The 20,928-nt window shown below is 71.3% G+C and carries 21 protein-coding genes and 1 riboswitch; of the genes, 10 read left to right on the plus strand and 11 right to left on the minus strand.

Annotation, left to right across the window (positions count from 1 at the left end; all coding sequences use genetic code 11):
• Positions 1-28 precede the first annotated feature (28 nt).
• Entirely contained in the window at positions 29-613 is a 585-nt protein-coding gene (locus BHU15_RS12615; RefSeq protein ID WP_069627268.1) for a Uma2 family endonuclease, read from the minus strand.
• A 79-nt stretch (positions 614-692) separates the two neighbouring features.
• Here BHU15_RS12615 and BHU15_RS12620 point away from each other — a divergent pair, with 79 nt between their 5' ends.
• The 6 genes from BHU15_RS12620 to BHU15_RS12640 all read left to right on the plus strand — a co-directional run bounded on the left by BHU15_RS12620 (position 693) and on the right by BHU15_RS12640 (position 6,999).
• On the plus strand, positions 693-1,223 hold the full coding sequence (locus BHU15_RS12620; RefSeq protein ID WP_069627269.1) for a GNAT family N-acetyltransferase: 531 nt from the start codon (positions 693-695) through the stop codon (positions 1,221-1,223).
• 96 nt (positions 1,224-1,319) lie between these two features.
• Positions 1,320-1,419, plus strand: a riboswitch (adenosylcobalamin-variant (AdoCbl-variant) riboswitch).
• A 158-nt stretch (positions 1,420-1,577) separates the two neighbouring features.
• Positions 1,578-3,986, plus strand: a complete 2,409-nt coding sequence (locus BHU15_RS12625) for a ribonucleoside-diphosphate reductase subunit alpha (protein WP_069627270.1) — start codon at positions 1,578-1,580, stop codon at positions 3,984-3,986.
• The gene (locus BHU15_RS12630; RefSeq protein WP_069627271.1) at positions 3,986-5,008 is read left to right on the plus strand and encodes a ribonucleotide-diphosphate reductase subunit beta; all 1,023 of its coding nucleotides are present in this window, start codon (positions 3,986-3,988) and stop codon (positions 5,006-5,008) included. Before BHU15_RS12625 ends, BHU15_RS12630 begins: the two co-directional genes overlap by 1 nt.
• A 56-nt stretch (positions 5,009-5,064) precedes the next feature.
• Positions 5,065-5,592 (plus strand): GNAT family N-acetyltransferase, encoded by a 528-nt coding sequence (locus tag BHU15_RS12635; protein WP_069627283.1) that lies wholly within the window; start codon positions 5,065-5,067, stop codon positions 5,590-5,592.
• A gap of 10 nt (positions 5,593-5,602) precedes the next feature.
• Positions 5,603-5,746, plus strand: coding sequence for a hypothetical protein (locus tag BHU15_RS39215; protein WP_255293097.1), 144 nt, complete (start codon positions 5,603-5,605; stop codon positions 5,744-5,746).
• Positions 5,747-6,036: 290 nt separating this feature from the next.
• Positions 6,037-6,999, plus strand: a complete 963-nt coding sequence (locus BHU15_RS12640) for a GlxA family transcriptional regulator (RefSeq protein WP_069627272.1) — start codon at positions 6,037-6,039, stop codon at positions 6,997-6,999.
• A gap of 21 nt (positions 7,000-7,020) precedes the next feature.
• Here the strand turns inward: BHU15_RS12640 and BHU15_RS12645 are convergent, their stop codons facing one another.
• From BHU15_RS12645 to BHU15_RS12690, 10 genes are all read right to left on the minus strand, one after another.
• Positions 7,021-7,758 (minus strand): D-Ala-D-Ala carboxypeptidase family metallohydrolase, encoded by a 738-nt coding sequence (locus BHU15_RS12645; protein ID WP_037783821.1) that lies wholly within the window; start codon positions 7,756-7,758, stop codon positions 7,021-7,023.
• 218 nt (positions 7,759-7,976) lie between these two features.
• Positions 7,977-8,690: a peptide deformylase gene (gene def / locus BHU15_RS12650; protein WP_079128102.1), complete on the minus strand. Its 714-nt coding sequence runs from the start codon at positions 8,688-8,690 to the stop codon at positions 7,977-7,979.
• Positions 8,691-8,856: 166 nt separating this feature from the next.
• Complete coding sequence (locus tag BHU15_RS12655; RefSeq protein WP_069627273.1) at positions 8,857-9,861, minus strand: tetratricopeptide repeat protein; 1,005 nt, start codon at positions 9,859-9,861, stop codon at positions 8,857-8,859.
• A 105-nt stretch (positions 9,862-9,966) separates the two neighbouring features.
• Complete coding sequence (locus tag BHU15_RS12660) at positions 9,967-11,256, minus strand: HD-GYP domain-containing protein (protein WP_069627274.1); 1,290 nt, start codon at positions 11,254-11,256, stop codon at positions 9,967-9,969.
• A 169-nt stretch (positions 11,257-11,425) separates the two neighbouring features.
• The gene (locus BHU15_RS12665) at positions 11,426-12,952 is read right to left on the minus strand and encodes an HD-GYP domain-containing protein (RefSeq protein WP_079128103.1); all 1,527 of its coding nucleotides are present in this window, start codon (positions 12,950-12,952) and stop codon (positions 11,426-11,428) included.
• A gap of 231 nt (positions 12,953-13,183) precedes the next feature.
• The gene (gene rsrA / locus BHU15_RS12670) at positions 13,184-13,504 is read right to left on the minus strand and encodes a mycothiol system anti-sigma-R factor (RefSeq protein ID WP_069627275.1); all 321 of its coding nucleotides are present in this window, start codon (positions 13,502-13,504) and stop codon (positions 13,184-13,186) included.
• Positions 13,501-14,160 (minus strand): sigma-70 family RNA polymerase sigma factor, encoded by a 660-nt coding sequence (locus BHU15_RS12675; protein WP_069627276.1) that lies wholly within the window; start codon positions 14,158-14,160, stop codon positions 13,501-13,503. The genes rsrA and BHU15_RS12675 overlap by 4 nt, the downstream gene beginning before the upstream one ends.
• A 277-nt stretch (positions 14,161-14,437) precedes the next feature.
• Positions 14,438-15,112 carry an alpha/beta hydrolase family protein gene (locus BHU15_RS12680; RefSeq protein ID WP_069627277.1) on the minus strand — a complete coding sequence of 225 codons (675 nt, stop codon included), beginning with the start codon at positions 15,110-15,112 and terminating at the stop codon, positions 14,438-14,440.
• 62 nt (positions 15,113-15,174) lie between these two features.
• Entirely contained in the window at positions 15,175-15,999 is an 825-nt protein-coding gene (locus BHU15_RS12685) for an SOS response-associated peptidase (protein ID WP_069627278.1), read from the minus strand.
• A 205-nt stretch (positions 16,000-16,204) separates the two neighbouring features.
• Positions 16,205-16,720 (minus strand): lytic polysaccharide monooxygenase auxiliary activity family 9 protein, encoded by a 516-nt coding sequence (locus tag BHU15_RS12690; RefSeq protein WP_069627279.1) that lies wholly within the window; start codon positions 16,718-16,720, stop codon positions 16,205-16,207.
• Positions 16,721-17,121: 401 nt separating this feature from the next.
• Between BHU15_RS12690 and BHU15_RS12695 the strand changes: the two genes are divergently transcribed.
• The 4 genes from BHU15_RS12695 (at position 17,122) to BHU15_RS12710 (ending at position 20,875) form a co-directional block, all read left to right on the plus strand.
• Positions 17,122-17,859 carry a M50 family metallopeptidase gene (locus BHU15_RS12695; RefSeq protein WP_069627280.1) on the plus strand — a complete coding sequence of 246 codons (738 nt, stop codon included), beginning with the start codon at positions 17,122-17,124 and terminating at the stop codon, positions 17,857-17,859.
• Between the two features lie 161 nt (positions 17,860-18,020).
• Positions 18,021-19,397 carry a 3-phosphoshikimate 1-carboxyvinyltransferase gene (aroA, locus tag BHU15_RS12700; RefSeq protein WP_069627281.1) on the plus strand — a complete coding sequence of 459 codons (1,377 nt, stop codon included), beginning with the start codon at positions 18,021-18,023 and terminating at the stop codon, positions 19,395-19,397.
• Positions 19,398-19,401: 4 nt separating this feature from the next.
• Positions 19,402-20,412, plus strand: a complete 1,011-nt coding sequence (gene rsgA, locus BHU15_RS12705) for a ribosome small subunit-dependent GTPase A (RefSeq protein ID WP_069627282.1) — start codon at positions 19,402-19,404, stop codon at positions 20,410-20,412.
• Positions 20,413-20,548: 136 nt separating this feature from the next.
• A complete protein-coding gene (locus BHU15_RS12710) occupies positions 20,549-20,875 on the plus strand; it encodes a DMT family transporter (protein WP_031229629.1) in 327 nt (108 codons plus the stop codon).
• Positions 20,876-20,928: the final 53 nt, after the last annotated feature.

Raw genomic sequence — 20,928 nt, forward strand, 5'->3', positions numbered from 1 at the left:
GACGGCGGCCCTTCGCCGTGCGGGGTGGTCAGCGCACCCAGTCCTTGAGCTGCTCGGTCTCCAGAGTGATGTCCACCGGGCCGGGCAGAACCACGGTCTTGCCGAACGGGACGGTGCGGGCGCTTTCATAGCGGACGCCGTCCGGCTCGCTGAAGACCGTCACCTCGCAGGAGTCCCGGTCGATCAGCAGATAGACGGGAATGCCGGTCTCGGCGTAGGCGCGGGGCTTCTCCGTCCGGTCGCGCGTGTCGGTGTCGGAGTCATACGAGGTGACCTCGACAGCCATCAGAACGGGGCCGGGGTCGGCCCACTCGCCTTGACCGACGAAAGCGCCGCTGGGAGCCAGAGACCCGTCCGGCCGCGCACGGCCACTGCGGTATGCCTGCACCTTCAGCCCTTGATCCGGGTACAGAAAAAGCTCCGGCCGCGACTGCATGCAAATGCGAAGCAGCCACTCGATGATGCGCCCGTGGTCCCCGTCCGGCACTACCTTGCTCCTGAGCTTCCCGTCGATGAGTTCCATACGCACGCGCTCATCCGTGCGGGCCAGTATCCGGGTCAGCTCGTCGAAGACGCTGGTCTCCAGGTGGTTCCGGTCAGTGGTCACGGTCATGGACCCTCCTTGCTCCGTACCCAACGATAGCGGCGCCCTCCGACAGTCCGCTGTCGTAGCCGTGTCGCACACTTCAAGGATGGATCAGACGACACGGCCGGACACCGGCTTCATCATCAGGGCCGTCGAGCCCGCTGAATACGCCGTTCTCGGGGAGATCACCGCGCGGGCCTATCTGGATGACGGGCTGCTGGACTTCGGCGCGGACGACCCCTATCTGGAGCGGCTCCGGGATGTCGCGGGGCGGGCCGCCGGGGCCGAGGTGCTCGTGGCCGTCGACGCGGGCGAGGGCGGGGGTGTCCTCGGTGGGGTGGCCTACGTCGTCGCCGGGTCCGCGTGGGCCGAGGTGGCCGGGGACGGTGAGGCCGAGTTCCGGATGCTGGCCGTCGCGTCCGCCGCGCGCGGGCGGGGCGTCGGCGACGCGCTGGTACGGGAGTGCGTGGCCCGCGCGCGGGCCACCGAGGGGTGCGTACGGGTGCGGCTGTCCACCCAGAAGGCGATGCTGGGCGCCCACCGGATCTACGAGCGGCTGGGCTTCGTACGGACCCCGGAGCGGGACTGGTCGCCCGTTCCCGGGCTCTCGCTGCTCACGTACAGCCTGGAAATCTAAGGCGTTTCGGGGCCGATTCAGGGCAAGCGAATCACCCGCGACACAACATGTGGGGGGTGCCGCTCCCAACGAGCCCCACATGTATGCTCAAGTCTGTTGTCGCCGCAGGAGAATCCGGTGGAAATCCGGAACTGTCCCGCAACGGTGTGCTGTGGTGCGCTTTGCGCGCCCCGTGAGTCCGAGTACCTGCCGACGACGCATCCGGTTCGACCGATCCGGGTGCCGAGACGTCCGGGCCCCGAGGCAGGGCCGGTGGACGCCGCGCCGCTCGCCGCCCGCTTCCGGGCCGGCGTACGCGGGCGCGCGCCGCCGTGCCCTCCCCCTGGCCCAGAGCCGAGCGAGGGAGAGCACCACGTGACCATCGCGCCAGCCGATCCGGCTTCAGCGATCTCCGAGCGGGTACGGGAGACGGCCGCCGGGCCGGCCGACGGACCCGGGACGGGTCTGCTGCGGGTCCTCACGGACCTCACCGCCGACCTCCCCGACACCGACCCCGGCAAGGTCGCCGCCGCCGCGCTCCGTGGCCGCAACGCCGCGTCGGACGAGGCCGAGTTGCGTGGACTCGCCACCGAGGCCGCCGCCGGGCTCATCTCCGAGGACCCCGCGTACTCCCGGCTCGCCGCCCGCCTCCTCACCCGCACGATCGCGGACGAGGCCGCCGGCCAGGGCGCCGTCTCCTTCTCCTCCTCGATCGCCGTGGGCCACGCCGAGGGTCTGATCGCCGACCGTACGGCCGCGTTCGTCACCCGCCACGCCGCCCGGCTCGACGCGCTGATCGACCCCGCCGCCGACGACCGCTTCGGCTACTTCGGTCTCCGTACCCTCTTCAGCCGCTATCTGCTCCGGCACCCGATCACCCGCGATGTCATCGAGACACCGCAGTACTTCATGCTGCGCGTCGCGTCCGGGCTGGCCAAGGACGACTCCCCGGCCGCCGTGGACGAGGTCTCCGCGCTGTACGGGCTGATGAGCCGGCTCGACTACCTCCCCTCCTCCCCCACCCTCTTCAACTCCGGCACCCGGCACCCCCAGATGTCGTCCTGCTATCTGCTGGACTCCCCGCTGGACGAGCTGGACTCGATCTACGACCGCTACCACCAGGTGGCCCGCCTCTCGAAGCACGCGGGCGGCATCGGCCTCTCGTACTCCCGTATCCGCGCCCGGGGTTCGCTGATCCGCGGCACGAACGGGCACTCCAACGGCATCGTGCCGTTCCTGCGCACGCTCGACTCCTCCGTCGCCGCCGTCAACCAGGGCGGCCGGCGCAAGGGCGCGGCCTGCGTCTACCTGGAGACGTGGCACGCGGACATCGAGGAGTTCCTGGAGCTGCGCGACAACACCGGTGAGGAGGCGCGCCGTACGCACAATCTGAACCTCGCGCACTGGATCCCCGACGAGTTCATGCGCCGGGTCGACGCGGACGGCGACTGGTCGCTGTTCTCCCCCTCCGACGTGCCCGAGCTGGTCGACCTGTGGGGCGACGACTTCGACGCGGCGTACCGCGCGGCCGAGGCGGCGGGCAAGGCCCGCAGGACCATCCCCGCGCGGGAGCTGTACGGCCGGATGATGCGCACCCTCGCACAGACCGGCAACGGCTGGATGACCTTCAAGGACGCGTCGAACCGTACGGCGAACCAGACCGCCGAGCCCGGCACCGTCGTGCACTCGTCGAACCTGTGCACGGAGATCCTCGAAGTCACGGACGACGGCGAGACGGCCGTCTGCAACCTCGGCTCGGTCAACATCGGCGCGTTCGTCACGGAGCCGGGCGAGGCCGGCGGCGGCGAGCTGGACTGGGAGCGTCTGGACGACAGCGTCCGTACCGCCGTGACCTTCCTCGACCGGGTCGTGGACATCAACTTCTACCCGACCGAGCAGGCCGGGCGCTCCAACGCCAAGTGGCGCCCCGTGGGTCTGGGCGTGATGGGCCTCCAGGACGTCTTCTTCAAGAAGGGGCTGCCGTTCGACTCCCCGGAGGCCGCTGCGCTCTCCACCCGTATCGCCGAGCGGATCATGCTCGCCGCGTACGAGGCGTCGTGCGACCTCGCCGAGCGCGAGGGGCCGCTGCCGGCCTGGGACCGTACGCGCGCCGCGCGCGGCGTACTGCACCCGGACCACTACGACGTGGCGCTCAACTGGCCCGAGCGGTGGGACGCGTTGCGGGCGCGGGTCGCGAAGACCGGCATGCGCAACTCCCTGCTGCTCGCCATCGCGCCCACCGCGACGATCGCCTCCATCGCGGGCGTCTACGAGTGCATCGAGCCGCAGGTCTCCAACCTCTTCAAGCGCGAGACGCTGTCGGGTGAGTTCCTCCAGGTCAACGCGTATCTGGTGGCGGAGCTGAAGCGGCTCGGTGTGTGGGACGCGCAGTCCCGCGAGGCGCTGCGCGAGTCGGGCGGCTCGGTGGCGGGCTTCAGTTGGATCCCGGCCGACGTACGCGAGCTGTACCGCACGGCGTGGGAGATCCCGCAGCGCGGCCTCATCGACATGGCGGCGGCGCGTACGCCGTTCCTCGACCAGAGCCAGTCGCTGAACCTGTTCCTGGAGACGCCGACCATCGGGAAGCTCAGCTCGATGTACGCGTACGCCTGGAAGAAGGGGCTCAAGACCACGTACTACCTGCGCTCACGCCCCGCGACGCGCATCGCCCGCGCGGCGACGTCGCAACCGGTGGCGTCTCAACCGGTGGCGGTCGTCCCGGCTGTGTCCGACGCCGTCGCCTGCTCCCTGGAAAACCCCGAGTCCTGCGAGGCCTGCCAGTAATGAGTTCCACCCCTGCCGCTGAGAAGAACCTGCTCGACCCGGGCTTCGAACTGACGCTGCGCCCCATGCGCTACCCGGACTTCTACGAGCGCTACCGCGACGCGATCAAGAACACCTGGACGGTGGAGGAGGTCGATCTCCACTCCGACGTCACCGACCTCGCCAAGCTCTCCCCGGGCGAGCAGCACATGATCGGCCGGCTGGTCGCGTTCTTCGCGACGGGCGACTCGATCGTCTCGAACAACCTGGTGCTGACGCTCTACAAGCACATCAACTCCCCCGAGGCGCGGCTCTATCTCTCCCGCCAGCTCTTCGAGGAGGCCGTGCACGTCCAGTTCTATCTGACGCTGCTCGACACCTACCTCCCCGACCCGGCGGACCGCGCGGCGGCGTTCGACGCGGTCGAGGAGATCCCCTCGATCCGCGAGAAGGCGCAGTTCTGCTTCAAGTGGATGGACTCGGTCGAGACGATCGACCGCCTGGAGTCGGCGGCGGACCGCCGCCGCTTCCTGCTGAACCTGATCTGCTTCGCGGCGTGCATCGAGGGCCTGTTCTTCTACGGAGCGTTCGCGTACGTCTACTGGTTCCGCTCGCGCGGTCTGCTGCACGGGCTCGCGACCGGCACCAACTGGGTGTTCCGCGACGAGACGATGCACATGAACTTCGCCTTCGAGGTCGTGGACACCGTCCGTAAGGAGGAGCCGGAACTCTTCGACGACGCGCTCCAGCAGCAGGTCACCGACATGCTGAGGGAGGCGGTCGAGGCGGAGCTCCAGTTCGGCCGCGACCTGTGCGGCGACGGCCTGCCGGGCATGAACACGGAGTCGATGCGCGAGTACCTGCAATGCGTCGCGGACCAGCGCCTCCAGCGCCTGGGCTTCGCGCCGGTGTACGGCTCCGAGAACCCGTTCTCGTATCTGGAGCTGCAAGGCGTCCAGGAACTGACGAACTTCTTCGAGCGCCGCCCGTCGGCGTACCAGGTGGCGGTGGAGGGAACGGTCGGCTTCGACGACGACTTCTAGCGAAATCGTGCACGAGCCCCGTGGAACGCCCCACGGGGCTCGTGCACGATGACCCCATGTTCTCCCACGAGGGTCTTCAACTCCGCGAATGGACCGAGGCGGACGTCCCCGCCCTGTCCGCGCTCTTCGACGAGCCCGAGATGGCCCGCTGGACACCGCTCGCTTCGCCGTTCGACGAGGCGGCGGCACGCGCGTATCTGATCCGCGCCCGCGAACGCCGCGCGGCGGGCCAGGCACTCCAGCTCGCCATCACGACGGACGGCCACACCCCCATGGGCGAGGTGCTGCTCTTCGCGGCGGCGGACGACGGCTCCCAGGTCGAACTCGCCTACGGAATCGGCGCCCCGTACCGCGGCAAGGGCCTGGCGTCACGGGCGGTACGCCTGCTGCTCCCGTACGCCTTCCGCAACGCCTCGGTCCACCGCGCGGTGCTCCGCATAGCCCCGGACAACGCGGCGAGCGCGGCGGTCGCGCGCGCCACGGGCTTCCAACTCACGGACGAGCCCCCGGTGGTCCGCGAGAGCGACGGCCGCGTCGTGCGCCTCCGAACCTGGGAACTGCGGCGCGGCGACTCGGCCGCATAGGCTGCCCGCCATGGGGAACATCGGGGTTCTGGCGCGTGCGCGGCTGGTGGCCGCGGCGGTCGCCGGGGGGATCGTCGGGGCCGGGCTCGGGGTCAGGGTGGTCGCCGGCGGGGATGTCGCCAGGTACGGCGGGGTCGACCTTCAATGCGCCTGACCTGCTGTGGTACGCGGTCGGTGCCGCGGCCGCCGCTCTGGCGCATACGTCCGTGACCGGCCGGCGGGCGGCTCCGGAGCGCCGGCCTGGTGTTCCGCGCGCCGCAGTTGGCGGTCGATGGCGCGCTCCCTGAGGTGCCCGATGAGACCGGGCAGGGCGAGAAGGGCGAAAAGAGCGAGTACGACGAGGTAACCACCGATTGTGTTCATGGCTCCACTCTCCTCGCTCCGCCGAACAAAGAGCAGTGGCAGGACTGTCATGAACCATCGAATTACTGCCACACTGTTCCCATGCTGAAAAACGTCGCGGCCGTCCTGCTCGACGGAGTCCATCCCTTCGAACTCGGCGTGCTCTGCGAGGTCTTCGGCCTCGACCGCAGCGCCCAGGGCCTGCCCGTCTACGACTTCGCCGTCGTCTCCGCCGAGGGCCCCGTCCTGCGTACCCACGCCGGATTCACCATCTCCGAGCTGCACGGGCTCGACCGGCTGGAACAGGCCGATCTGATCTGTGTGCCGGCCGGGGACACGTACGTCGTCCGGGACTATCCGCCCGAGTTGCTGGCCGCGCTGCGCCGGGCCGTGGACCGGGGTGCGCGGGTGCTCAGTGTGTGCGCCGGCGTGTTCATCCTCGGCGCCGCCGGGCTGCTCGACGGGCGCCGGTGCGCCACCCACTGGATGCACTCCGCCGAGCTGGCCAGGGCCTTCCCGCTGGCGGACGTGCAGCCCGACGTGCTGTACGTGGACGCCGGGCCCGTCGTCACCTCCGCCGGCACGGCCGCCGGCATCGACGCCTGCCTCCATGTCGTACGCCAGGAGCACGGCCCCGAGGTCGCCAACGCGATCGCCCGGCGCATGGTGGTGCCGCCGCACCGCGACGGCGGGCAGGCGCAGTTCATCGAGCGCCCGCTGCCCGTCGCGTGCGACACGGTGGGCGGGGTGCTGGCCTGGATGGAGCGGCATCTGGACAGCGAGATGACCGTCGAACAGCTCGCGGAGCGCGCCCATATGTCGCCCCGTACCTTCGCGCGCCGTTTCCAGCAGGAGACGGGCACCACCCCGTACCGCTGGCTGCTGCGTCAACGCGTACTGCTGGCACAGGAGTTGCTGGAGGGGACCGACGAGACCGTGGACTCGATCGCCGGCCGGTCCGGCTTCGGGAACGCGGCGGGGCTGCGGCACCACTTCCTGCGTACGCTCGGTACGACCCCGAACGGCTACCGGCGCACGTTCAGGGGCCCCACGCGCGTCGCGTGAGGCCCCCGGATCGAACAGACCCTAGATCCCGCAGCTCGGCGCCGACCAGAAGCGGCCCGAGCGGTGGTCGACGTGCGCGTGGTCGTCGTGACCGGGGTACCCCGGGCCGAGGATGCCGTTGAAGCCGTGGTTCCGCGCGTTCTGGGCCAGCGAGCACAGGGTGTGCGGTCCGGACCCGATGTCGGCAGCGTCTCCGTACAGATGACGGCTGCTGCTGGCTCCGCCGACCGCGTTGTTGCAGGCGACCGAGCGGAATCCGCTGGTGACCCGGAGCGGCTGGTCGCCCATCGCGTGCCGCATCGCCTCCAGCTTCCACATGGTGCGCAGGGCGTTGGACTTGGCGGTCGCCGCGCTCACCGCGCCGCCCGACCAGTCGGAGTTGCAGTTGTTCAGCTCGGCGTACGTGAAGTGGATCGGCGTGCAGTCGTCGTCCTGGAGCTCGTAGATCTTGTTGAAGGTGGCGGGGCCGGCGACGCCGTCGGCGGCCAGCCCGTACGCGGACTGGAAGCGCTTGACCGCGGCGGCGGTCGCCGGTCCGTACGCGCCGTCGATGGCGAGCACGGCGCCGTTGCCGGCGTGCCCGGCGACCCGGATCTGGAGCTGGGTCACGGCGGCGCCGCTGGACCCCTGGGAGAGGGTGCCGGACCAGGTGTAGCAGCCGTCGGCCTGCGCGGTGCCGGCGGTGGCCACCGCGCCCGCCCAGGCGAACGTCAGGGTCATGACAAGACTGAGCAGTAGTCGTGAGGTACGTCGCAACATCGGGTCTCCAGAGTCAAGGCAAGGCGAGATGTACGGCAGAGAGTGTCGGAAGGGTCGACGCGCGTCAACCGGGCGTCGACCAGGGATATTTGTCGAACCAATGACGACGGCGCCGGACCCCGCCCCGGTCAGCGGGAACGCCGACGGCCCCGCTCCGGGAGATCCGGAACGGGGCCGCGAAGCGTCACGGGCACTGCGGCACCGGTGCGATCACGCACTCAGGCGTTCGGCACGACCTCGTAGCGCGGCGTGCCCTCTTCCATCTGCCGCAGGGCGTCCTTGCGGTCACGCTTGGAGAGCCGGTCGATGTACAGGTATCCGTACAGATGGTCCGTCTCGTGCTGGAGGCAGCGCGCGAAGTAGCCCGTGCCGCGCACCTTGATCGGCTTGCCCTGGGCGTCCTGGCCGCGGACCACCGCGTAGTCGGGCCGCGCCAGCTCCGCGTACGCCGTCGGGACGGACAGGCAGCCCTCGTTGCCGTCCTCCAAGTTGCGCTCCTCCGGCGGGAGTTCGTCCAGCACCGGGTTGCACACGACACCGACGTGCCGCACCCCGTCGTCGTCCGGGCAGTCGTAGACGAAGACCTTCAGGTCCACGCCGATCTGGTTGGCGGCCAGCCCCACGCCCTCCGCCGTCCGCTGGCTCGCGAACATGTCGTCCACGAGCGCGGCGAGCTTGTCGTCGAACTCGGTGACGTCCTGGCATTCCTTGTGCAGGACCGGATTGCCGACGACGGTGATCGGGCGGGACGTACCGCGCTCGCGGTGGGCCAGCTCACGCGCCTCCGCGTCCTGCGAATCGACGACGAAGCCCTCGTCGTCCACGAGCCCCGCGCCCTCCACGGGGGTCTCGCCGCCCGCGACGAACCCGTCTCCCCGCTCCGCCTGGGAGGCCCCGCCCTCGGTCTTCTGGTCCGTCTCCTGCTGCGCCATGTCCGCAGTACGCCTTCCTCGGTACCCGCTGCTGCCGTACACCGCTGCCGCGCGATGTGCCCGTACAGCCTACGGCCCGCAGCCGCGCCGTCCGCCGCGATGGCCCGGATACCCCCTGCGGACCTCTGTAGGAGGACGTCGGCGGGAGGACGTCAGCGGGAGGACGTCAGCAGACCTCTTCCAGATCCCGCCACTCACGCGTCTCCGGACTGTCGGCGACCCAGCCGTCGAGCAGGCCGCGGACCAGTCCGGGCGGCGCGGCTATCCCGCACTCGCGCTCGGGGACCCACAGCTCACCCTCCGTACGATGCCCGAGCGGTCCGGGGTGTCCCGGCTCGCTGTGGTCGTGCGGGTCCAGGTGCTCGCCGTCGCCCTCGGCGCTCGGCATCCGGCTCTCCGAGCAGGCCCGGCAGAGCAGTCGTACGGAGGACGACCAGTCCTCGGCGGCGAAGCCCGCGTCGGCCGCCAGCCGCTCCAGGGCGTCCCGGTCGGACTCGGTCGCCGCTTCCAGCAGTACGACCCAGGTCGGCACCGGCGAGGGGGCCCACAGCTCGATCTCGTCGAAGACGGGGAAGGCCCGCGCGGAGCCGCCCGACCCTGCGGCGGTCGTCCGCTCGCCGTTCGGCACGCCGTCGTGCAGGACGACCTCGCCCCAGCGGCGGCCCGAGGACGGCAGCGGGATGGACAGGATCTCGATCCTGGCCGGGTCCAGCCTGCGGCCCCAGACGACCTCGGCCTCGCCCTCGGGCGAGAGCCGCACGGCCGCGCTGCCCAGCTCCATACCGACCGGCTCGCCGGTCGCCGCGGACGTGTACTGATTGCCGGGGACCTTGAGCCCGTACGCCTGCCAGGCCCGGCGGGCCAGCGGCCAGTCCTGGAGCGCGGTGGCCGCGATGCCGACGTTCCACCAGTCGGGTGCCCCGGTCTCCTTGTCGAGCAGCGCGACGGCCCGCAGCCCGGCGGCCCGCGCCTGCTCCCAGTCGTGCCGGAACTTGTGCAGCAGCGCCAGGTTGAACCAGGACTCGGAGAGCCAGGGCTCCAGATCCGCCGCCCGGGTGAGCAGCGCGCCCGCGTCCTCGTACCGTCCGTCGCCGATCAGCGTGAACGCGCGGTCGGTGGCCTGCCGCCACGAGGCGGAGGGCCGATGCCGTACCTTCCCGAAGATCTTCACGATTCCCGCCTGCCGGTCGCTCGGGTCTGTGCCCCCAAGACACCCTCTTGGACTCCTCTTCGCATCCAACCATGCCCGGTCGGACGCTCGCTCCTTACCCATGGGTTACCCAGCCCGACCAGGGGTCAGACCACCGCGGAGAAGGACGCGCGCCAGAGATTCGACCACCTCGGGCTGGTAGTCGTGGCCGGTGCCGAGGCGCAGCCGCTCCAGGGCGCTGAGCGGCCCGGACGCCCCCGAGGGGCCGCTCGTGCGCGCACCGGTGAGATCGTCGTACGCGTTGACGGTGCGGACGATCCGGGCCGGCAGCGGCTGTTCCCGGTACGGGTCGGCCTGCCGCTCCACGACGACGGCGACCGCCGGCGGGACCCCGGTCTGGCGTACGACGGCCCCGCCGAGCAGCGCGATCCGGCGCTGCTCGGCGACCGGCAGCAGGGCGGTCGCGCCGTCGGGCACCGGATCGACGAGCGACAGCTGGCCGATGTCGTGCATCAGCGCCGCGTGCTCCAGGACGGTCAGCTCGGCCCCGGAGAGCCCCAGCTCACGGCCGACCGCGCGGCTCAGCTCGGCGACCCGGTGGGCGTGGCCGTGGCGGGTGTATCCGGCGATCTCGGTGGCGCGGGCGAGCGAGGCGATGGTCTGGCCGTAGGTGGTGCGGACGGCCGCGTACCGCCGGAACGACAGCTGTGTCAGCAGCAGCGGCACGCAGAAGACCGGCAGCGCCCACAGTCCCGCGACGGCGACGCCGAGGGCCATGACCGCGCCGGTCGCGCAGACGGCCGAGCCGATGCCCATCAGGGCGCGCAGTTCGTCGCGGAGCAGCGGGCCGTAGGGGTGGCGGGTGCGGGCGCGCAGCAGCAGCGCGGCGAGGACGGCGTCGCACAGGGCGGTCAGCATCAGTAGGAGGAGGAGCAGGAGCGCGTACCAGGGGCCTTCGCCGACCCAGGTCCCCCACGCGCCCGGGGCGACGAACGGCTGGAAGCAGACGGCCGCGAAGCCGACGGTGAGCACACGGCGCGCCAGATGGTCGCGCGCGGGGCCACGGCCGCGGGCGAGCTGCGGTACGGCTCCGACGAGGACCGCCGCGACGACGACGGCGACGGTCTGGAGGACACCGTGCTCGGCCGGCCGGCCCGCGCTCTGCCCGAGCAGGGCGTACGCGAGGGCTCCGGCGGCCCCGAGGGGCGCGGGCTCGCGCTCGACGGGGAGGGTGGCGCTGCGGCGGACGAGTTCGCCGACGGTGACGAGGACGCCGAAGGCGAGGGCGGTACGGGGCTCGGTGACCCCGTGCCACAGGGTCCACCCGAGGCCCAGCACGGCGAGCACGAGCGCGGCGCCGTGGACGGCGGCGACGGTGGGGGCGGGCCGGGGCGAACAAGTCTTCGGAGGGTTCATCGGCGACCGCCGCGGCGGCGGAGGCCCGCGCCACCCCTGGCGGGGCCCACGAGGACGGTCCGGCGGCTGACAGGTCTTCGACGGCGCCGGCCGACGGAATCAGCCCGTCCGGCGATCGAGGACATCCGCGACCGGGTGACGGCGCACGGCAGTCGGCGCTGGGGGACGTTCACGGGCGACCTCCGGGTGGTGGTGTCCGACGGAGGGTGTCCGGGCCCAGCGGTGGCGGTACGTTTTCTCGCGGCGCGCCTCTTCGCGGCGCGGCAGGCGCGCCGGGGGCTTTCCGCGGCGCCCCGAGCAGCGCCCCGGCGGCCGTCGCCTCCAACGGAGGATGCGGCGGAGGCTCCGGCCCGGACCCCGTCTCGTCCGACGTGACCGCCGTCTGCCAGCCGTACCGGTCCAGTGCCCGTACGAGCGCCCGCACCATCCGCGGGTCGAACTGGGTGCCCGCGCACCGCCGTAACTCCGCCACCGCAGTCGCCACCGGCCGCGCCCGCCGGTAGGAGCGGGTCGACGTCATCGCGTCGAAGGCGTCGGCGACGGCGACGACCCGCGCGAACTCGGGGATCTCGGCCCCCGCCAGGCCGTACGGATAGCCGCTGCCGTCGAGCCGTTCGTGGTGGTGCAGGATCGCCAGCCGCGCCTCGCCGAGGAAGCCGATGCCGCGCACGATCTCGTGGCCGTACTCGGGGTGCAGCTCGATGACGCGGCGCTCCTGCGGGGTCAGCGGCCCGTCCTTGCGCAGCACGCGCGTGGGGACGCCGAGCTTGCCCACGTCGTGCAGGATCCCGGCGAACCGCAGGACCTCCAGGCGCTCGCCGTCCATCCCCAGCTCGCGGGCGATCATCGCCGACGCCCGGCCGACGCGTTCGCTGTGGCCGCGCGTGTAACGGTCCTTGAGGTCGACGGCCTGCACGAGCGCTCTGATGGTCGCCTGGTGCGCGGCGCGCTCGCGGTGGTACTGCGCGAAGACCCAGCAGGAGATGTACATGGGCAGCAGAACGAAGAGCGCGGAGAGCGGACCGTACGGGCTGCGCCACAGGACGGCCATCATCAGTCCGGCCAGGGCGTGGGCGCCGTACGGCGCGAGCGAGCGCCCCAGCAGACCGCGCCAGGCGGTGCGGACGGGCTGCCGTTCGGCGGTCACGAAGACGCCGCCGTCGAGCGCGCTCAGGACCAGGCAGAAGACGAGCGCCCCTGCCCCGGCGGGCAGCAGGGCGTACGGAAAGTCGGGGATCCCGGGGGCGGCGTGGCCGGGGTGCGCGGTGCCGCCCAGCGCCGCGGGACCGTCGAGGAGCCGGTGGGCCCGGGCGGCGGCCCAGGTGGCGATGGCGAGCTGGGCCGCGCGCCATACCCGGCGAACCCCGGCCGGGCGCTGCGCGACCCGGCCGCAGAGGGCGCCGGGGACGGCCACGAGCGCGGCGGCGGCGGGCGGCAGCAGGAACGCCGCCGCGAGCAGTACGGGAAAGAACGATCCGGCGGTGACGGGCACCGACCCGCGTACCGACCTGCCGAGGAAGCGGCAGCGGGCGGGTGCCTCGCAGAGCGCGTACAGCGTGCCGAGCAGCAGGACGGCGGGCCAGGGGCCGTCCGGGTCGAGCGGACCGGGGAGGGCGGACACGGGCAGCACGCACGCGAGGGCGCCCAGCACGGCGCAGCAGATGTACGCGCGCGCCGCTCCCGGAATGGCGTTCACCCCGCCCTCACCCCGCAGACGTTGCCTCGGCGCCGACCCCGAAGGAGGGCCTCAAACAGAGGGTCAGGCTAGCGAGTTGGACACGGCGTCACCGGCGGACGGCGGCGATTGGCACCATCGGGTGATGCGTACGAAAACACACGCGGGGCGCGCCGCGACATGTGCGGCGCGCCCCGTAGGCGTGAAGCGGGCGGGAGTTCAGCCCGAGCGAGTGCTGCGGCCGGGGGCCGGCTACTCGCCGGCGGTGGCCGGCTCGTCCGAGCCGACGTCCGTCACGTCCCGCTCGGGCACGGCGTGGCCGGCCCGGATGAGGTCGATCCGGCCCATGACCTTGGCCCGCAAATCGGTCGGCACGTCGTCCTGTCCGCAGCAGCGCTTGACCAGCTTCTTCACGGCCTGTTCGAGCCCGTACTTCTCCAGGCACGGCGAGCACTCGTCGAAGTGCTCCTCGAACTTGGTGCAGTCCTTGTCCGGCATCTCCCGGTCGAGGTACTCGTAAAGATGGTCGAGAACTTCGGTGCAATCCGTCTCGTGCGGCTCTCCGCAACTCATGAGCCCGAGCCTTTCCGATCATCCGAGGACTCACCGGCGCCGGCCGGGGCGAGCCCGCGCTCGCGGGCGTAGTCCTCAAGCATGCCGCGCAGTTGACGCCGGCCACGGTGCAGTCGCGACATCACCGTACCGATGGGTGTCCCCATGATGTCCGCGATCTCCTTGTAGGCAAAGCCCTCTACGTCGGCGAGATACACCGCGATACGGAACTCCTCGGGAATCGCCTGGAGCGCTTCCTTCACGTCGGAGTCCGGGAGGTGGTCGAGCGCCTGGGACTCCGCGGAGCGCAGACCTGTCGACATGTGCGACTCGGCGCGCGCCAGCTGCCAGTCCTCGATCTCCTCGGCGGCGCTGCGCTGGGGTTCACGCTGCTTCTTGCGGTACGAGTTGATGAAGGTGTTGGTGAGGATGCGGTACATCCACGCCTTGAGGTTGGTGCCCTCACGGAATTGGTGGAAGGAGCCGTACGCCTTGGCGTAGGTCTCCTGCACGAGGTCCTCGGCATCGGCCGGGTTGCGCGTCATGCGCAGTGCGGCCGAGTACATCTGGTCGAGATAGCCGAGTGCGTCCCGCTCGAAGCGGGCGTTGCGCTCGGCGGCGGACTCTTCCCTGTGGCCGTCGTCGGTCCCTGTGTCGGTCCCAGTGACCGGACCCACCTCCTCCAACGCTGTGGCAGGCCCGAAGGCGGACCCACTCGAATCGGAGAATAGTCGACCTTGTGCCGGGGCGGGCTTCGTGGCCGCCTCGACCGACGGCCGGGCGGGCGCGGTCCTGGGTGCGGAGAGCACCGTCCACTCCACTTCGGTGGCGTGCGACCGGGCGGGGCAGATGGTCGAACCCATGCGACGGACTCCCTTTCCAGGATCTGTGTACCGACATCTGGCACAACAGCCGCCGCCTACGACTCATTCCCGGGTACGCGTGCACGCTCCGTCAACGGGCCGACTGTGACCGGATCCACTTCCCGACGCCGTCCGTAAGGAGGGTGAGGGCCTCGTCCTGGGTGAGGGTGGCCCGCTTGGGGACGGCGAAGGAGTGGTCGGCGTACGGCACCTCAAGCAGCTCGTGACCGCCGCCCGCGAACGCGTACTCGGGGAACTCGGCGGGCTTCCCGAAGGGGTCGTTGCCGCCCTGCACGACCAGCGTCGGTACCCCGGCCGCGAGCAGTTCGTCGGCGCGGGACCTCGAAGGCCGGCCCGGCGGGTGCAGCGGGAAGCTCAACGCCAGTACGGCGTGGGCGCCCAGCTCCCGCGCCGTACGGCAGGCCACCCGCGCCCCGGCGCTGCGCCCGCCCGCGACGACGGGCAGTCCGGGCCTGGCCAGCGCGGGCCACAGCGCCCGCCAGCCGGTGTCGAGGGTCTTGGGCGCGGGGGCCAGCTTCTTCCCGGCGACCCGCCAGGGCTGTTCGACCAGTGCCACGGTGACGCCGAGCGCGGGCAGCGTCGCGGCGAGCGCCTGGAGGTCGCGTGCCTCGATGCCGCCGCCCGCGCCGTGGCTGACGGCGAGGACGAGGCCGGCCGCGGTCTTCTTCGACGCCGTCGCCTTCTTGGGAAGATGCCAGGTGATGCGGGCGTCGCCCGCGGGAGTGTCGACGATCTCGCTCTGCATGGCACCAGGATCACACCGTGAGCAGGCCTGGCGAAGGCGCCGCCCTCGGAGGAGGGCGCTCCTCAGAAGAGGGTGCTCTCCTCGGGCGCGGCCAGTTCCTCCAGCAGCTCCGGACCGTTGTTCCGTACGTTGCTGACGGCCGTCGCCACCGGGTAGGCGCGCATCAGCCCCTCCGGCGGCGGCGCCAGCAGCTCGCGCAGGTCGTCCAGGTCCGTGCGGGCCGGATCCAGCCAGGCGTCCCACCGGTCGGGCGTCAGCATCAGCGGCATTCGGGGGTGGATGTCGGCGAGCGACCGGGGCCCGTCGGCCGGGGCGACGCCGAGCGGGCCGGTCTCCGCCTCGGTCGTGATGACCGAGCAGGTCACCCACCAGGCGTTGGGGTGGTCGTCGGGCAGGGTCTTGTCGCGCCAGAACTCGTACAGACCGGCCATGGCCATGACCGACCCGTCGGCCGGGGTGACGAAGTACGGCTGCTTGCGGGGCCGCTTCTTCTTGCCCTGCTCCTCCAGCTGCCGCTCCTCGGGGGCGGTGACCCACTCGTAGTAGCCGTCGGCCGGTATGAGGCAGCGCCGGGAGGCGAAGGGGCGGCGGAAGGAGGGCTTCTCGTGGACGGTCTCCGCGCGCGCGTTGATCATCCGGGCGCCGCCCTCGGGCGTCTTGGACCAGGAGGGCACGAGCCCCCACCTGAGGGTGCGGAGCTGCCGTACGGGGGCGGGATCGTCGGCGCCCTTCACGGGGCGCTCCAGGACCACGTACACCTCTTTGGTAGGTGCCACGTTCCAGTCGGGCGCGAGGGTCCCGCCGCTCTCCGGGGGATCCCACTTCTCGACGTCGAAGAGTCCGACGAGATCCTCCGGCTTCCGGCTCGCCGCGTACCGACCGCACATGTTCAACCACCCATCCGACCCGCCGACGCACCCACGCCGGATCACGCTACCGACACGCCTCCCACCCTCGCAGATTGTCCGTCGTCCTGTCGGCGGGCGCCCGTACCGGGTCGGAGAAGCTCGGAGACGCTCGGAAAAGCACTGTCGGGGCCGGAGGCGATCCCGGCCCCGACAGGGACGTGTTCCGGCTCCGACTCCGCCTGGGTCAGCGGATGTTGACGTCGATGCAGGCGTAGAACGCGTTCGCGGTGTCGAAGACGTTCCAGACGGCCAGGACCTTCTGGTTGCCGCGGATGCTGCCGAAGTTCACGCTGTGGCTCACGTTGGCGCCGGGCTGGGCGCCGCCGTCGTTGAACTCGGCGACCTTGGTGTTGCCGACGAAGTACTGCCAGGTGCTGGTGCGGTGCCGCGCCGTCAGCGTCCAGTTGAACGTCTGGGTGGCGCTGATGTTCTGGCGCTGCCAGCCCTTGTTGTCGTCGTTCAGCTCGGCGAACCGGCCGACGCCGCCGTTGCAGCTCTTCAGGCCCTTCGGGCCCTCGACGCTCTGCGGCTCCCACTTGATGTCGCCGCAGGAGACGACTCCGGTCTTGCACTGGTCCTGCCGGCTGGCGGGCGAGTTGATCCAGCCGTGCGCGGAGGCGGTCGGGGCGGGCAGGGTGACGGCGATGATCGGTGCGACCGCCGCACTCAGGATGAGCGCGAGACGAGTCTTCTTGTGCATGACAACTCCTTCGTGGCGACGTCCGACGGGACGGGCGCCGACGACGCGGTCGGCGTCGGCCCGTTGCGGACTCACTGCGTGTGGGGAACTCGCGAAGGTGCACGAACAGTTGCATCGACAGCAGGAGAAGACCGGTGGCGGTCCGGCGGAGCGCTGTCGCAGGGCTTACCACTCCAATGTTCTACTAGGTCTAGACCATGGCAGCAGCCTTCGGGTGTCGTCAAGACTTGAACTGCCCTTGACCGCACGTGGCTTGAAACCCTCCGGCCGCTGTGTGGCGGTCGCGGCCCACGCACAGGTGCCACACTTCGACGACACACACCCCAAGCGCACCCGCCCAGCGCCCGACCCGTACCCGGCGTATCACCCGTCGTACGCCCTCCCAAGGAGCCGCCCGAGCGATGATCAGCACCGATTCCGGCGGCATCGCGTCCGCCTCGATAGCCACTCTGTGGGATCGCGTCTTCGGCACCCAGCCCGCCCCCGAGGAGTGGCTGGTGATCGCCACCGCCGTCGTCGCCCTCACCGCCGTCGGGCCGCGAGCCCTGTGGAGGCTGTCGCGCAACGCCGTGACCATCGCCCACGAGGGCGGCCACGGCCTCGTCGCCCTCCTCACCGGCCGCAAGCTCGACGGCATCCGGCTGCACTCCGACACCTCGGGCCTCACCGTCAGCCGCGGCAAGCCCACCGGCATCGGCATGATCCTCACGGCGGCGGCCGGTTACACGGCCCCGTCCCTGCTCGGCCTCGGCGGCGCCTGGCTGCTCGCCTCGCACCGCATCACACTGCTGCTGTGGCTGGCGACGGCCCTGCTGCTGGTGATGCTGGTCATGATCCGCAACGCGTACGGGGCGCTCACCGTCGTCGTGACGGGCGCGGCCTTTCTGCTGATCTCCTGGCTGACCGGTCCGACCGTGCAGGCCGCGTTCGCGTACGCCGCCGTATGGTTCCTGCTGCTCGGTGGCGTACGGCCGCCCTTCGAGCTCCAGTCCAAGCGGCGGCACGGCGGGGCCCCGGACTCCGACGCGGACCAGCTCGCGCGCCTGACGCACGTACCGCCGGCGCTGTGGCTGTTCCTCTTCCACGCCGTCTCGCTGTGCTCACTGATCGGCGGAGGCACCTGGCTGCTCGGCCTGTAACGAGCCACGGGAGCCGCGGGGCAGGGCGCGAACCGGCCGCGTGCCGGTCGCGAGACGGTCACATGCCAGTGGCGTGCCCCCATACCACCTCCGTATTACGCCCCGATTTCAACGTATTTGATCGAGATCGCGGTCGTTGTGCAGCCATTAAAGTAAAGGCCATGACCGAAAGCGCCGTGCACCCTGCCCTCTGGCCCGCCCCTTACGCGAGCGGGGCCGTCGAAGCGACGGTCACCGTGCCCGGTTCGAAATCGGTCACGAACCGCGGTCTCGTCCTCGCCGCGCTCGCCGCCGAACCCGGCTGGCTGCGCCGCCCCCTGCGCTCACGCGACACGCTCCTGATGGCGGACGCCCTGCGCGCGATGGGCGTCGGCATCGAGGAGACGGTCTCCTCCAGCTCGGCGGCGGCCGGCTCCATGACGCCCCCGCGCGGCGCCGGCAGCCCGTCGTTCACCGGCGAGGCCTGGCGGATCTTCCCCAACGGCCTGCACGGCCCGGCCACGGTCGACGTCGGCAACGCCGGTACGGTCATGCGCTTCCTGCCGCCCGTCGCGACCCTCGCCGACGGCCCCATCCACTTCGACGGCGACCCCCGCTCCTACGTACGCCCGCTCCACGGCGTCATCGACGCCCTGCGCGCCCTCGGCGCCCGCATCGACGACGAGGCCCGCGGCTCGCTCCCGCTGACCGTGCACGGCGGCGGCGCGCTGGACGGCGGCACCGTCGAGATCGACGCCTCCGCGTCGTCCCAGTTCGTCTCCGCGCTGCTGCTCTCCGCCCCGCGCTTCAACCAGGGTGTCGAGGTACGGCACGTGGGCGCCACCCTCCCCTCGCTGCCGCACATCCGGATGACCGTCGACATGCTGCGCCGCGTCGGCGCCCAGGTCGACGAGCCGGAGACCGGCGGCGAGCCGAACGTCTGGCGGGTCTCGCCCAGCGCCGTACTGGGCCGTGACCTGACCGTCGAGCCGGACCTCTCCAACGCCCAGCCGTTCCTCGCCGCCGCCCTCGTGACCGGCGGCCGGGTGACCGTACGGGACTGGCCCAGCCGCACCACACAGCCCGGTGACGCGCTGCGCCGGATCTTCACCGAGATGGGCGGTTCCTGCGAACTGACCTCGCGGGGGCTGACGTTCACCGGCGGCGGCCGGATCCACGGCATCGACGTCGACCTGAGCGAGGTCGGCGAGCTGACCCCCGGCATCGCGGCGGTCGCCGCGCTCGCCGAGGGCCCCTCCACGCTGCGCGGCGTCGCCCATCTGCGGCTCCACGAGACGGACCGGCTGGCCGCCCTCACCAAGGAGATCAACGAACTCGGCGGCGACGTCACCGAGACCGCCGACGGCCTCACGATCCGCCCGCGCCCCCTGCACGGCGGCGTCTTCCACACGTACGACGACCACCGCATGGCCACGGCCGGCTCGATCATCGGCCTCGTCGTCGACGGCGTGGAGATCGAGAACGTCGCGACGACGTCCAAGACCCTGCCCGACTTCCCGGAGATGTGGACCGAGATGCTCGCGGGAGCGGGAGCCTGACGCGATGCGGCGCTACGGCAAGAACCCCGACGAGGACGACATCCGCTCCCGCCCCAACCCCAAGGGCAACCGGCCGCGCACCAACATCCGTCCGAAGCACGAGGACGCGGCCGAGGGCATGGTGCTGACCGTCGACCGGGGCCGGCTGACGTGTCTGGTCGGCGACACCGTCGTCCTGGCGATGAAGGCGCGCGAGTTGGGCCGCAAGGCCGCCGTGGTCGGCGACCAGGTGATGCTCGTCGGGGACCTCAGCGGCAAGAAGGACACGCTGGCGCGCATCGTACGGATCGAGAAGCGCCGCTCCGTACTGAGGCGCACGGCCGACGACGACGACCCGTTCGAGCGCGTGGTCGTCGCCAACGCCGACCAACTCGCCGTCGTCACCGCGCTCGCCGACCCCGAGCCGCGCCCCCGGCTGATCGACCGCTGTCTGGTCGCCGCCTTCGACGCGGGCCTCGAACCGCTGCTGATCCTGACGAAGTCCGACCTCGCGTCGGCGGACGAACTGCTGGAGACCTACCGGCCGTTGGGCATCCGTTACGTCGTCACACGACGGGACGAACTGGCCACGGGCGAGGCGGCCGACCGGGTACGCGAATACCTCGAAGGCCGGATGACCGCGTTCGTCGGGCACTCCGGCGTCGGCAAGACGACGCTGGTCAACGCGCTCGTGCCGGACGACCGCCGCCGTACGACCGGGCAGGTCAACGCGGTCACCGGGCGCGGCAGGCACACCACCACGTCCGCGCTCGCGCTGCCGCTGGAGAAGGTGGACGGCTGGGTGATCGACACTCCCGGTATCCGCTCCTTCGGTCTGCACCACGTCGACCCGTCCCGCGTCATCCTGGCCTTCCCGGACCTCGTGCCGGGAACGGAGAACTGCCCGCGCGGGTGCAGCCACGACGAGCCGGACTGCGCGCTGGACGCGTGGGTGGCGGACGGTCACGCCGACCCGTCGAGGCTCGACTCGCTGCGCCGGCTGCTCTCCACGCGAGAGCGGCGCGAGGGCGACTGATCCCGCGATGTTTGCCGCTCGCAAGCCTTGATGAGTGCATAAACTCACCAAGTCTTGGCAAGGTCTGTCAAGGCGTACCAAGGCATATCGAAGGCACATCGAGAACGTGCGGTCACCGATGCGGGAGGCACAGACGATGGCGTGGCTGCTGGTGGTAGTCGCGGGGCTGCTGGAGACGGGCTTCGCCGTCTGTCTCAAGCTCTCGCACGGATTCACCCGGCTCTGGCCGACGCTCGCGTTCGCGGCCTTCGCGCTCGCCAGCTTCGGTCTGCTGACCCTCTCGCTCAAGAAGCTCGACGTGGGGCCCGCGTACGCGGTGTGGACGGGTATCGGCGCGGCCGGCACGGCGATCTACGGGATGGTCTTCCTGGACGACCTGGTCTCCACGCTGAAGATTGTCTCGATCTCGCTCGTCATCATCGGCGTCATCGGCCTCCAGCTCTCGGGTTCGTCCCAGCACTGACGGCGGCACGCACCAGACGCCCGACGGGCTCACCGTCGGGCGTCTGGTGCGTG

The sequence above is a fragment of the Streptomyces niveus genome (assembly GCF_001723055.1).
Lineage (GTDB): Bacteria > Actinomycetota > Actinomycetes > Streptomycetales > Streptomycetaceae > Streptomyces > Streptomyces niveus.